The 14,159-nt window shown below is 49.6% G+C and carries 9 protein-coding genes and 2 pseudogenes; 8 read left to right on the top strand and 3 right to left on the bottom strand.

What is annotated here, in order from left to right; translation table 11 throughout:
- From BHE85_RS15700 to uidC, 6 genes and pseudogenes are all read left to right on the top strand, one after another.
- Positions 1-284: pseudogene (locus BHE85_RS15700) on the top strand (IS4 family transposase); the annotation flags it as partial.
- Positions 285-345: 61 nt separating this feature from the next.
- Positions 346-1,113, top strand: coding sequence for a 7-alpha-hydroxysteroid dehydrogenase (gene hdhA / locus BHE85_RS15695; protein WP_000483353.1), 768 nt, complete (start codon positions 346-348; stop codon positions 1,111-1,113).
- Between the two features lie 228 nt (positions 1,114-1,341).
- The gene (gene uidR, locus BHE85_RS15690) at positions 1,342-1,932 is read left to right on the top strand and encodes a DNA-binding transcriptional regulator UidR (RefSeq protein WP_000969095.1); all 591 of its coding nucleotides are present in this window, start codon (positions 1,342-1,344) and stop codon (positions 1,930-1,932) included.
- 387 nt (positions 1,933-2,319) lie between these two features.
- Positions 2,320-4,120, top strand: a pseudogene (gene uidA, locus BHE85_RS15685) (beta-glucuronidase).
- Positions 4,117-5,490: a glucuronide transporter gene (gene uidB, locus BHE85_RS15680; protein WP_039064125.1), complete on the top strand. Its 1,374-nt coding sequence runs from the start codon at positions 4,117-4,119 to the stop codon at positions 5,488-5,490. Before uidA ends, uidB begins: the two are co-directional and overlap by 4 nt.
- Positions 5,491-5,528: 38 nt before the next feature.
- Entirely contained in the window at positions 5,529-6,794 is a 1,266-nt protein-coding gene (uidC, locus tag BHE85_RS15675; protein ID WP_001227055.1) for a glucuronide uptake porin UidC, read from the top strand.
- Between the two features lie 216 nt (positions 6,795-7,010).
- Here the strand turns inward: uidC and BHE85_RS15670 are convergent, their stop codons facing one another.
- Positions 7,011-8,519: a YdgA family protein gene (locus BHE85_RS15670; RefSeq protein ID WP_001043345.1), complete on the bottom strand. Its 1,509-nt coding sequence runs from the start codon at positions 8,517-8,519 to the stop codon at positions 7,011-7,013.
- A 100-nt stretch (positions 8,520-8,619) separates the two neighbouring features.
- On the bottom strand, positions 8,620-9,795 hold the full coding sequence (manA, locus tag BHE85_RS15665; RefSeq protein ID WP_001170683.1) for a mannose-6-phosphate isomerase: 1,176 nt from the start codon (positions 9,793-9,795) through the stop codon (positions 8,620-8,622).
- A gap of 198 nt (positions 9,796-9,993) precedes the next feature.
- Here manA and fumB point away from each other — a divergent pair, with 198 nt between their 5' ends.
- The gene (fumB, locus tag BHE85_RS15660; protein ID WP_000066628.1) at positions 9,994-11,640 is read left to right on the top strand and encodes a class I fumarate hydratase; all 1,647 of its coding nucleotides are present in this window, start codon (positions 9,994-9,996) and stop codon (positions 11,638-11,640) included.
- 142 nt (positions 11,641-11,782) lie between these two features.
- Positions 11,783-13,186, top strand: coding sequence for a class II fumarate hydratase (gene fumC, locus BHE85_RS15655; protein WP_001099102.1), 1,404 nt, complete (start codon positions 11,783-11,785; stop codon positions 13,184-13,186).
- On the opposite strand, the gene tus is transcribed toward fumC, so the two are convergent.
- On the bottom strand, positions 13,183-14,112 hold the full coding sequence (gene tus / locus BHE85_RS15650; protein ID WP_001399164.1) for a DNA replication terminus site-binding protein: 930 nt from the start codon (positions 14,110-14,112) through the stop codon (positions 13,183-13,185). The two genes, fumC and tus, sit on opposite strands and share 4 nt — an antisense overlap.
- Positions 14,113-14,159: the final 47 nt, after the last annotated feature.

The following is a 14,159-nucleotide window of genomic DNA, read 5'->3' as shown; positions in this document are numbered from 1 at the left end:
GCTTATAATCTGGTGAGATATCAGATGATTAAAATGGCGGAACATCTGAAAGGTTACTGGCCGAATCAACTGAGTTTCTCAGAATCATGCGGAATGGTGATGAGAATGCTGATGACATTGCAGGGCGCTTCACCGGGACGTATACCGGAGCTGATGCGCGATCTTGCAAGTATGGGACAACTTGTGAAATTACCGACGAGAAGGGGAAGGGCCTTCCGAGAGTGGTAAAGGAGAGGCCCTGGAAATACCCCACAGCCCCGAAAAAGAGCCAGTCAGTTGCTTAACTGACTGGCATTACACACAGGCGGTGCCTTTTATTTTTACTGAAGTTCACAGGAGGTTTATGTGTTTAATTCTGACAACCTGAGACTCGACGGAAAATGCGCCATCATCACAGGTGCGGGTGCAGGTATTGGTAAAGAAATCGCCATTACATTCGCGACAGCTGGCGCATCTGTGGTGGTCAGTGATATTAACGCCGACGCAGCTAACCATGTTGTAGACGAAATTCAACAACTGGGGGGGCAGGCATTTGCCTGCCGTTGTGATATTACTTCCGAACAGGAACTCTCTGCACTGGCAGACTTTGCTATCAGTAAGCTGGGTAAAGTTGATATTCTGGTTAACAACGCCGGTGGCGGTGGACCTAAACCGTTTGATATGCCAATGGCGGATTTTCGCCGTGCTTATGAACTGAATGTGTTTTCTTTTTTCCATCTGTCACAACTTGTTGCGCCAGAAATGGAAAAAAATGGCGGTGGCGTTATTCTGACCATCACTTCTATGGCGGCAGAAAATAAAAATATAAACATGACTTCCTATGCATCATCTAAAGCTGCGGCCAGTCATCTGGTCAGAAATATGGCATTTGACCTGGGTGAAAAAAATATTCGGGTGAATGGCATTGCGCCGGGGGCAATATTAACCGATGCCCTGAAATCCGTTATTACACCAGAAATTGAACAAAAAATGTTACAGCACACGCCGATCAGACGTCTGGGTCAACCGCAAGATATTGCTAACGCGGCGCTGTTCCTTTGCTCGCCTGCAGCCAGCTGGGTAAGCGGACAAATTCTCACCGTCTCCGGTGGTGGGGTACAGGAGCTCAATTAATACACTAACGAACCGGTAAACAGCCGTATGTGTTGTTTACCGGGATAGCGTGTGCAATTCATCAACGTCTCTGCTAAACAACTGGCAGCCAAATCACGGCTATTGGTTAACCAATAGCTGGATGAAAAGCATACGAATAGAGTGTGCCTTCGCACTATTCAACAGCAATGATAGGCGCTCACCTGACAACGCGGTAAACTAGTTATTCACGCTAACTATAATGGTTTAATGATGGATAACATGCAGACTGAAGCACAACCGACACGGACCCGGATCCTCAATGCTGCCAGAGAGATTTTTTCAGAAAATGGATTTCACAGTGCCTCGATGAAAGCCATCTGTAAATCCTGCGCCATTAGTCCCGGGACGCTTTATCACCATTTCATCTCCAAAGAAGCCTTGATTCAGGCGATTATCTTACAGGACCAGGAGAGGGCGCTGGCCCGTTTCCGGGAACCGATTGAAGGGATTCATTTTGTTGACTATATGGTCGAGTCTATTGTCTCTCTCACCCATGAAGCCTTTGGGCAACGGGCGCTGGTGGTCGAAATTATGGCGGAAGGGATGCGTAACCCACAGGTCGCCGCCATGCTTAAAAATAAGCATATGACGATCACTGAATTTGTTGCCCAGCGGATGCGTGATGCCCAGCAAAAAGGCGAGATAAGCCCAGACATCAACACGTCAATGACTTCACGTTTACTGCTGGATCTGACCTACGGTGTACTGGCCGATATCGAAGCGGAAGATCTGGCGCGTGAAGCGTCGTTTGCTCAGGGATTACGCGCGATGATTGGCGGTATCTTAACCGCATCCTGATCCTCTCATTTCGCGGGCTGGTGATAACTGTGCCCGCGTTTCATACTTTAATTTCCCTGTACAAAATACAATCTAGCCGGGATCGGAGAATTCCCCCCCAAAATATTCACCGTAGCCATATGTCATGAGAGTTTATCGTTCTCAAGATGCTCGAACGAGCGTTCGATTGCTTATTTTATGGCTTCTGTCAACGCTGTTTTAAAGATTAATGCGATCTATATCACGCTGTGCGTATTGCAGATTTTGGTTTTTTGATCGCGGTGTCAGTTCTTTTTATTTCCATTTCTCTTCCATGGGTTTCTCACAGATAACTGTGTGCAACACAGAATTGGTTAACTAATCAGATTAAAGGTTGACCAGTATTTTTATTTGAATGAGGAGTCCCTTATGTTACGTCCTGTAGAAACCCCAACCCGTGAAATCAAAAAACTCGACGGCCTGTGGGCATTCAGTCTGGATCGCGAAAACTGTGGAATTGATCAGCGTTGGTGGGAAAGCGCGTTACAAGAAAGCCGGGCAATTGCTGTGCCAGGCAGTTTTAACGATCAGTTCGCCGATGCAGATATTCGTAATTATGTGGGCAACGTCTGGTATCAGCGCGAAGTCTTTATACCGAAAGGTTGGGCGGGCCAGCGTATCGTGCTGCGTTTCGATGCGGTCACTCATTACGGCAAAGTGTGGGTCAATAATCAGGAAGTGATGGAGCATCAGGGCGGCTATACGCCATTTGAAGCCGATGTCACGCCGTATGTTATTGCCGGGAAAAGTGTACGTATCACCGTTTGTGTGAACAACGAACTGAACTGGCAGACTATCCCGCCGGGAATGGTGATTACCGATGAAAACGGCAAGAAAAAGCAGTCTTACTTCCATGATTTCTTTAACTATGCCGGGATCCATCGCAGCGTAATGGTCTACACCACGCCGAACACCTGGGTGGACGATATCACCGTGGTGACGCATGTTGCGCAAGACTGTAACCACGCGTCTGTTGACTGGCAGGTGGTAGCAAATGGTGATGTCAGCGTTGAACTGCGTGATGCGGATCAGCAGGTGGTTGCAACTGGACAAGGTACCAGCGGGACTTTGCAAGTGGTGAATCCCCACCTCTGGCAACCGGGTGAAGGTTATCTCTATGAACTGTGCGTCACAGCCAAAAGCCAGACAGAGTGTGATATCTACCCGCTGCGCGTCGGCATCCGGTCAGTGGCAGTGAAGGACGAACAACCACAAACCGTTCTACTTTACTGGCTTTGGTCGTCATGAAGATGCGGATTTGCGAGGCAAAGGATTCGATAACGTGCTGATGGTGCACGATCACGCATTAATGGACTGGATTGGGGCCAACTCCTACCGAACCTCGCATTACCCTTACGCTGAAGAGATGCTCGAGTGGGCAGATGAACATGGCATCGTGGTGATTGATGAAACTGCAGCTGTCGGCTTTAACCTCTCTTTAGGCATTGGTTTCGAAGCGGGCAACAAGCCGAAAGAACTGTACAGCGAAGAGGCTGTCAACGGGGAAACTCAGCAGGCGCATTTACAGGCGATTAAAGAGCTGATAGCGCGTGACAAAAACCACCCAAGCGTGGTGATGTGGAGTATTGCCAACGAACCGGATACCCGTCCGCAAGGTGCACGAGAATATTTCGCGCCACTGGCGGAAGCAACGCGTAAACTCGACCCGACGCGTCCGATCACCTGCGTCAATGTAATGTTCTGCGACGCTCACACCGATACCATCAGCGATCTCTTTGATGTGCTGTGCCTGAACCGTTATTACGGATGGTATGTCCAAAGCGGCGATTTGGAAACGGCAGAGAAGGTACTGGAAAAAGAACTTCTAGCCTGGCAGGAGAAACTGCATCAGCCGATTATCATCACCGAATACGGCGTGGATACGTTAGCCGGGCTGCACTCAATGTACACCGACATGTGGAGTGAAGAGTATCAGTGTGCATGGCTGGATATGTATCACCGCGTCTTTGATCGCGTCAGTGCCGGCGTCGGTGAACAGGTATGGAATTTCGCCGATTTTGCGACCTCGCAAGGCATATTGCGCGTTGGCGGTAACAAGAAGGGGATCTTCACCCGCGACCGCAAACCGAAGTCGGCGGCTTTTCTGCTGCAAAAACGCTGGACTGGCATGAACTTCGGTGAAAAACCGCAGCAGGGAGGCAAACAATGAATCAACAACTCTCCTGGCGCACCATCGTCGGCTACAGCCTCGGTGACGTCGCCAATAACTTCGCCTTCGCAATGGGGGCGCTCTTCCTGTTGAGTTACTACACCGACGTCGCTTGCGTCGGTGCCGCTGCGGCGGGCACCATGCTGTTATTGGTGCGGGTATTCGATGCCTTCGCCGACGTCTTTGCCGGACGAGTGGTGGACAGTGTGAATACCCGCTGGGGAAAATTCCGCCCGTTTTTACTCTTCGGTACTGCGCCGTTAATGATCTTCAGCGTGCTGGTATTCTGGGTACCGACCGACTGGAGCCATAGCAGCAAAGTAGTGTATGCATATTTGACCTACATGGGCCTCGGGCTTTGCTATAGCCTGGTGAATATTCCTTATGGTTCACTTGCTACCGCGATGACCCAACAACCACAATCCCGCGCCCGTCTGGGCGCGGCTCGTGGGATTGCCGCTTCATTGACCTTTGTCTGCCTGGCATTTCTGATAGGGCCGAGCATTAAGAACTCCAGCCCGGAAGAGATGGTGTCGGTATACCATTTCTGGACGATTGTGCTGGCGATTGCCGGAATGGTGCTTTACTTCATCTGCTTCAAATCGACGCGTGAGAATGTGGTACGTATCGTTGCGCAGCCGTCATTGAAGATCAGTCTGCAAACCCTGAAACGGAATCGCCCGCTGTTTATGTTGTGCATCGGTGCGCTGTGTGTGCTGATTTCGACCTTTGCGGTCAGCGCCTCGTCGTTGTTCTACGAGCGCTATGTGTTAAATGATACCGGGCTGTTCACTGTGCTGGTACTGGTGCAAAACTTGGTTGGTACTGTGGCATCGGCACCGCTGGTGCCGGGGATGGTCGCGAGGAGCGGTAAAAAGAATACCTTCCTGATTGGCGCTTTGCTGGGAACCTGCGGTTATCTGCTATTCTTCTGGGTTTCCGTCTGGTCACTGCCGGTGGCGTTGGTTGCGTTGGCCATCGCTTCAATTGGTCAGGGCGTTACTATGACTGTGATGTGGGCACTGGAAGCTGATACCGTAGAATACGGTGAATACCTGACCGGCGTGCGAATTGAAGGGCTCACCTATTCACTATTCTCATTTACCCGTAAATGCGGTCAGGCAATCGGAGGTTCAATTCCTGCCTTTATTTTGGGATTAAGCGGATATATCGCCAATCAGGTGCAAACGCCGGAAGTTATTATGAGCATCCGCACATCAATTGCCTTAGTACCTTGCGGATTTATGCTACTGGCATTCGTTATTATCTGGTTTTATCCGCTCACGGATAAAAAATTCAAAGAAATCGTGGTTGAAATTGATAATCGTAAAAAAGTGCAGCAGCAATTAATCAGCGATATCACTAATTAATATTCAATAAAAATAATCAGAACATCAAAGGTGCAACTATGAGAAAAATAGTGGCCATGGCCGTTATTTGCCTGACGGCTGCCTCTGGCCTTACCTCTGCTTATGCGGCGCAACTGGCTGACGATGAAGCGGGACTACGCATCAGACTGAAAAACGAATTGCGCAGGGCGGATAAGCCCAGTGCTGGCGCGGGAAGAGATATTTACGCATGGGTACAGAGAGGATTGTTCGATTTCAATAGTGGTTATTATTCCAATATTATTGGCGTTGAAGGCGGGGCATATTATGTTTATAAATTAGGTGCTCGTGCTGATATGAGTACCCGGTGGTATCTTGATGGTGATAAAAGTTTTGGCTTTGCCCTGGGGGCAGTAAAAATAAAACCCTGTGAAAATAGCCTGCTTAAATTAGGTCGCTTCGGGACGGATTATAGTTATGGTAGCTTACCTTATCGTATTCCGTTAATGGCTGGCAGTTCGCAACGTACATTACCGACAGTTTCTGAAGGAGCATTAGGTTATTGGGCTTTAACACCAAATATTGATCTGTGGGGAATGTGGCGTTCACGAGTATTTTTATGGACTGATTCAACAACCGGTATTCGTGATGAAGGGGTGTATAACAGCCAGACGGGAAAATACGATAAACATCGCGCACGTTCTTTTTTAGCCGCCAGTTGGCATGATGATACCAGTCGCTATTCTCTGGGGGCATCGGTACAGAAAGATGTTTCCAATCAGATACAAAGTATTCTCGAGAAAAGCATACCGCTCGACCCGAATTATACGTTGAAAGGGGAGTTGCTCGGCTTTTACGCGCAGCTCGAAGGTTTAAGTCGTAATACCAGCCAGCCCAATGAAACGGCGTTGGTTAGTGGACAATTGACCTGGAATGCGCCGTGGGGAAGCGTATTTGGCAGTGGTGGTTATTTGCGCCATGCAATGAATGGTGCCGTGGTGGATACCGACATTGGCTATCCCTTTTCATTAAGTCTTGATCGTAACCGTGAAGGAATGCAGTCCTGGCAATTGGGCGTCAACTATCGTTTAACGCCGCAATTTACACTGACATTTGCACCGATTGTGACTCGCGGCTATGAATCCAGTAAACGAGATGTGCGGATTGAAGGCACGGGTATCTTAGGTGGTATGAACTATCGGGTCAGCGAAGGGCCGTTACAAGGGATGAATTTCTTTCTTGCTGCCGATAAAGGGCGGGAAAAGCGCGATGGCAGTACGCTGGGCGATCGCCTGAATTACTGGGATGTGAAAATGAGTATTCAGTATGACTTTATGCTGAAGTAAGAAATAACGCCGGAGAGAAAAACCTCCGGCGTTTCAGATTGTTGACAAAGTGCGCGTTTTTTTATGCCGGATGCGGCGTAAACGCCTTATCCAGCCTACAAAAACTCATAAATTCAAAGTATTGCAGGAAAAGGTAGGCCTGATAAGCGTAGCGCATCAGGCAATCTCTGGTTTGAAAACGCCGAAGTGAAAATTCTCCGGCGTTTTGGCCGTGAATTACTGCTGCGGAATTGCCGGTACAGCCGGAACGTTAAGAGCTGGCATCGCAAACATGCCAACAAAATCTTCTAACGACATTTTCTGCCCATTTAACGTTATCTGACCGTTAGTATATTGCAGGCTGGTGGTGATGGTATTGTCCTGCAAGGTGGTCAGACGGAACATCTGCCCCATTGCTGATGCACCTTCAACTTGCTGTTTCGCCAGTTTTTTCGCTTGATCTTCCTGATAACCTTCCAGCTTCGCTACCTGAGTCATAAACTCAGTTGCCATATCCACCGGAATGGTCAGTTTCGCATCCAGAGATTTAACCGAACGATCTACTTCCTGCGCCAGCGTTTGCGGCGCTTCTTTAGTCGTTGCCGGATCTTTCAGGAACAGCGACAGATTCAGCGCACTTTCACCCTGACTGTTTTTCCAGCTTAGCGGCGCGACAGTAATCACCGGATCGCCTTTCAACATCAGCGGCAGGGCGCTAAAGAAGGCTTCCGTCACTTTCTCCTGATAAAGTTCGGGATTGTTGGCAATTTCTGGCTGTGCCAGCAGCGCCTGAGTTTGCGCGTTATATTGCTGGCTGAACTGATGCCAGGCTTCACCATCAATCTGGCCGACTTTTAAAGTCAGCTTGCCGCTGCCCAGATCCTGATTCTGTACCTTCAGGCTGTTTAGCGAGTAATCCAGTTGGCTATTGATCGTTTTACCGTCATTGACCAGATCCGATTTACCGCTGATCTCCATGCCTTCCAGCAGTGCCAGTTCTTTGCCTTCCACTGAAATGGTCATTTTTTCCAGTGACAGTTTTTGGTTTCCTACGCGCTCACCAAAACTTGCCAGCGTGCTGGAACCGTCGGTTTTCAGATTATTAAAGGTCAACTGCACTTTCTGGTTGTATTCGTTAACTGCGTCTATCCGACCACTTTGCGCCTCCCCGGAAAGGGAGATGGCTTTGCCGTCTCTGTCAGCATTTAACTGGAACTCGCCGCCGCTAAAGGCGACTTTTTCATCCTTTTGCTCGTAATTCAGTGGCTTGAGCGAAATATCGGAACTGGAATCACCGCTGTAACCAATGCGCGAGTTAATCTCAAAAGGCGTTTCACCTTTTGCCATATCAAACAGTGGTTTGCTTACTTCGTTATTAACCAGCGTGGTTTGAATTGATGCCATCGACGGGATCAGGTTCAGTTTTTTAAGCTGGGCAAGCGGGAAGGGACCATGATCAACCGATTCGTTGAAGATGACGCTCTGACCGCTTTTAATCCACGGATTTTCTTTCCCGGCAATGGGTTTCACCAACAGTTGCAACTGACTGCTGAATACGCCGCGATGATAGTTTTGATAACTCACTTCCAGGTTGGATTCAGGAGCTGTCAGTTTTAGTTGCGCGTTCGCCTGCGCGACCATGTCTTCGAGATGGGTTTCAATCTTCTTGCCTGTATACCATGCGCCGCCTGTCCAGACTACGCCTAGCGCAACAATGACGCCTACCGCTACCAGCGATTTATTCATAATGATTATCCATAAAATGAAATCAGGCGGACTGGCCGCCTGAAGGTGTTATAAGCCTTTAATAAGCTTAGCAAGAGATGTTAATTTTTTCAGTAAGCTCTTACAGCTTGTTGTAAACACGCGCTAAACGGCCGTGGCCTTTGACAGTCACCGGTGATTCGTTGGCGGCAATAAACGCTGATTCACCCGGTTTAAGCTGTAACTGCTGAGAACCTTTCCACAACGTTGCATCGCCTTCGACGCAGAACAAAATGGCGGCACTCTGCTGGCTAATGGTGGTTTCTTTATCACTAAGGTCATGCAGCGAGAAGGCAAAATCATCCACTGGAATCGGGAAGTCCAGTTCTGCACCTTGTTTCACCGGCTGGGTCAACAACTGGTTAGCCGGTTTGGCTTCGAATTTCACATTGGCAACCAGTTCCGGAATATCAATGTACTTAGGCGTCAGACCCGCACGCAGCACGTTATCGGAGTTCGCCATCACTTCCAGCGCCACGCCTTGCAGGTAAGCGTGCGGTGTTTCAGCGAACAGGAACATCGCTTCGCCAGGATTCAATTTCACCACATTCAGTAACAGCGGGGAGAACAGGCCGCTGTCTTCCGGGTAAAATTCAGAAATTAAACGAATCGTTTGCCACGGTTCACCCTGCTGACTGTCGAGCGCCGATTTTAAAATCGCCAGCGCGCGGGATTTTTCTTCACCCTGCATATTCAACAGGCTGGCGAACAGTTCGCTTAAACGTTCGGCATTAGGCTGTTGTAAAAAGTGAGCAATTGCCGGATGTGCACCTGCGACTGGCTGGAGTAGGGAGACAATCTCGGAAAACTCACGAAACGCGTTCATCGCAAGGAAAGGCGTCAGCGCAAAAACCAGCTCCGGCTTGTGGTTAGGATCTTTATAGTTACGCTCGGCGGCATCCATCGGGATACCTGCGGCATTTTCTTTGGCAAAACCGATTTCAGAATTGCGTTTGTTTGGATGAACCTGAATGGAGAGCGGCTGTGCTGCGCATAATACTTTGAACAGGAAAGGCAGTTCGCCAAAGCGTTTGGCAACGGCCTCTCCGAGCAGAGTCGATTTATCACTCTCAATCACATCACGCAGTGAAACGATATCTCCGGCGGCATTCTGCACTCGTGAACTGCTTTTCGGATGTGCGCCCATCCACAGCTCGGCCATCGGCTGGCTGGACGGATTTTCCATACCATAAAGTTCAGTCAACGCCGTTTTGCTGCCCCAGGCATAGTTTTGCACTGAGTTAATGAGTTTTTGCATGATCAATCCCTGTTTTAATGTGGAAATTAATCCCACTATTAAAGCAAGAATCCTACGGGAAGTAACCTGGAGCCGCAAAAAGTCGTACTAGTCTCAGTTTTTGTTAAAAAAGTGTGTAGGATATTGTTACTCGCTTTTAACAGGGCAACGGAACACCCGCCCAGAGCATAACCAAACCAGGCAGTAAGTGAGAGAACAATGTCAAACAAACCCTTTCATTATCAGGCTCCTTTTCCACTCAAAAAAGATGATACTGAGTATTACCTGCTAACCAGCGAACACGTTAGCGTATCTGAATTTGAAGGGCAGGAGATTTTGAAAGTCGCACCCGAAGCGTTAACTCTGTTGGCGCGTCAGGCGTTTCATGATGCGTCATTTATGCTGCGTCCGGCTCACCAACAACAGGTGGCCGACATTCTGCGTGACCCGGAAGCCAGCGAAAATGATAAATATGTGGCGCTGCAATTCCTGCGCAACTCCGACATCGCGGCGAAAGGTGTTCTGCCAACCTGTCAGGATACCGGCACTGCGATTATTGTTGGTAAAAAAGGGCAGCGTGTATGGACCGGTGGCTGTGATGAAGCGGCGCTGGCGCGCGGTGTCTATAACACTTATATCGAAGATAATTTGCGCTACTCGCAAAACGCGCCGCTGGATATGTATAAAGAGGTGAATACCGGCACCAATCTGCCAGCGCAGATCGATCTTTATGCCGTTGATGGCGACGAGTACAAATTCCTCTGTATCGCCAAAGGTGGTGGTTCGGCAAACAAGACGTATCTCTATCAGGAAACCAAAGCGTTACTAACGCCGGGGAAACTGAAAAATTACCTGGTTGAGAAGATGCGCACGCTGGGTACGGCGGCCTGTCCTCCGTATCATATTGCGTTCGTAATTGGTGGAACTTCTGCAGAAACTAACCTTAAAACAGTGAAACTGGCTTCCGCTAAATACTATGACGAACTGCCAACGGAAGGGAATGAGCACGGTCAGGCATTCCGCGATGTGGAACTGGAAAAAGAATTGCTGATCGAAGCGCAAAATCTCGGTCTGGGTGCGCAGTTTGGTGGTAAATACTTCGCTCACGACATACGCGTGATTCGCCTGCCACGTCACGGCGCATCCTGTCCGGTTGGTATGGGTGTTTCCTGCTCTGCTGACCGTAATATCAAAGCGAAGATCAACCGTCAGGGGATCTGGATCGAAAAACTGGAACATAATCCAGGTAAATATATCCCTGAAGAGCTGCGTAAAGCGGGAGAAGGCGAAGCGGTGCGCGTTGACCTTAACCGTCCGATGAAAGAGATCCTCGCACAGTTGTCGCAGTATCCCGTTTCTACACGCTTATCGCTTAACGGCACGATTATCGTCGGTCGTGATATTGCTCACGCCAAACTGAAAGAGCGGATGGATAACGGTGAAGGGCTGCCGCAGTACATTAAAGATCATCCGATTTACTACGCGGGTCCGGCCAAAACGCCGGAAGGTTATGCCTCCGGTTCTCTTGGCCCAACGACCGCCGGACGGATGGATTCTTATGTCGATCAACTGCAAGCGCAGGGCGGAAGTATGATCATGCTGGCGAAAGGCAACCGCAGCCAGCAGGTGACGGATGCCTGTAAAAAACACGGCGGCTTCTACCTTGGCAGTATCGGTGGTCCGGCCGCTGTATTGGCGCAGGGAAGTATTAAGAGCCTGGAATGTGTTGAATATCCGGAACTGGGAATGGAAGCCATCTGGAAAATTGAAGTGGAAGATTTCCCGGCGTTTATCCTTGTGGATGATAAAGGAAATGACTTCTTCCAGCAGATACAACTCACACAGTGCACTCGCTGTGTGAAATAAACAGAGCCGCCCTTCGGGGCGGTTTTTTTACATGGCACGAAAGACCAAACACTTGTTATCAAATAGTAAATAATAAGTGAGCTAAAAGTTGCTTAGCGAAAGCAAAACAGAAAGAAAAAATTAAACAGGTGAGGAGCAGGCCATGAATACAGTACGCAGCGAAAAAGATTCGATGGGGGCGATTGATGTCCCGGCAGATAAGCTGTGGGGCGCACAAACTCAACGCTCGCTGGAGCATTTCCGCATTTCGACGGAGAAAATGCCCACCTCACTGATTCATGCGCTGGCGCTAACCAAGCGCGCAGCGGCAAAAGTTAATGAAGATTTAGGCTTGTTGTCTGAAGAGAAAGCGAGCGCCATTCGGCAGGCGGCGGATGAAGTACTGGCAGGACAGCATGACGACGAATTCCCGCTGGCTATCTGGCAGACCGGCTCCGGCACGCAAAGTAACATGAACATGAACGAAGTGCTGGCTAACCGGGCCAGTGAATTACTCGGCGGCGTGCGCGGGATGGAACGTAAAGTTCACCCTAACGACGACGTGAACAAAAGCCAAAGTTCCAACGATGTCTTTCCGACGGCGATGCACGTTGCGGCGCTGCTGGCGCTGCGCAAGCAACTCATTCCGCAGCTTAAAACCCTGACGCAGACACTGAGTGAAAAATCGCGTGCATTTGCCGATATCGTCAAAATCGGTCGAACCCACTTGCAGGACGCCACGCCGCTAACACTAGGGCAGGAGATTTCCGGCTGGGTAGCGATGCTCGAGCATAATCTCAAACATATCGAATACAGCCTGCCTCACGTAGCGGAACTGGCTCTTGGCGGTACAGCGGTGGGTACTGGACTAAATACCCATCCGGAGTATGCGCGTCGCGTAGCAGATGAACTGGCAGTCATTACCTGTGCACCGTTTGTTACCGCGCCGAACAAATTTGAAGCGCTTGCGACCTGTGATGCCCTGGTTCAGGCGCACGGCGCGTTGAAAGGGTTGGCTGCGTCACTGATGAAAATCGCCAATGATGTCCGCTGGCTGGCCTCTGGCCCGCGCTGCGGAATTGGTGAAATCTCAATCCCGGAAAATGAGCCGGGCAGCTCAATCATGCCGGGGAAAGTGAACCCAACCCAGTGTGAAGCATTAACCATGCTCTGCTGTCAGGTAATGGGGAACGACGTGGCGATCAACATGGGTGGCGCTTCCGGTAACTTTGAACTGAACGTCTTCCGTCCGATGGTGATCCATAATTTCCTGCAATCGGTGCGCTTGCTGGCAGATGGCATGGAAAGTTTTAACAAACACTGCGCAGTGGGTATTGAACCGAATCGTGAGCGAATCAATCAATTACTCAATGAATCGCTGATGCTGGTGACTGCGCTTAACACCCACATTGGTTATGACAAAGCCGCGGAGATCGCCAAAAAAGCGCATAAAGAAGGGCTGACCTTAAAAGCTGCGGCCCTTGCGCTGGGGTATCTTAGCGAAGCCGAGTTTGACAGCTGGGTACGGCCAGAACAGATGGTCGGCAGTATGAAAGCCGGGCGTTAATCTGCAACATACAGGTGCAGCCGTGGAATGATCAAACGAAGCGGCTGCGCCTGAGGTTTATAACGGTGCTGCACATTGTCGGCATCGTAATTTAACAACTCACCAACGTCCGGCACGCCCGCACCATTATCCCGATTAATCAGTGCAATCAGCGGTGTAGGGCAGGCGTGTTGCACTTGTTTTTGATCTCCTTTGTACCAGACGCGGGCAATCGGCTGCACCTTCACCGGACGTTTGATTTTTAACTTCGCGTTCTGTGGCAGGGCAGCGATATCCTGATACTCTCGCTCCAGTTTTCTTTGCCACTCCTCGCGCGTCCACGGTGCGACACTGCGTGGTGATTTCAGGCTTTTTTCCAGCTGTGCCAGGACTTCATCACGATGCAAATTTTTAATGATATGTTTATTAGCCCAGCCAAAACGTAAAGTGGCGGGGTCGTGCAGAACGGTGAGCGAGCGGTAAGCATTAAGGGTGATCAGCCCCGGCAAATGACGATGCACCCATTCAAAACGTGCCGCGGTGGGGAGTTCTGACTCAACCGTGACGATATGCTCGAACGTGGTCTTGAGTTTATTGATGTGCTGAATATGACTGACCAACGCTGCTTGCGAAAGGTTATCGACCTGGTAACACAACACGCCAGGCAGACGGACAGCGGCTTTGCTGCTGCGATTTTCGGACTGTTGTTGAATAAATAAATGGCGGAAATGACGCAACGCCAGCGACTGCGCGTCGTTGCCGAGATGTTGTTTCACCTCAATACGATTAAGCGGATTATGCTCATCCTCTTTTTTTACCTCCGGCAAAGAGAACACGCGGGCAACCAATAGCTTGTGTTGCTCAAGATGAGCGGCAAATGCAGCCAGCTCTTGTTCCATCTGGCGAAAGGTAGTGTTGAGTCGGTCTACGAGATCGTAACGCGCCATAATATTAACCACTTTAGTTACAACATCCTTAATTTATAGCACAATGG

The organism is Shigella sp. FC1567 (genome assembly GCF_001743015.1).
GTDB lineage: Bacteria > Pseudomonadota > Gammaproteobacteria > Enterobacterales > Enterobacteriaceae > Escherichia > Escherichia coli.
Note: the sequence above shows the minus strand (reverse complement) of the source record. Positions and strands in the feature narration are given on the sequence as shown.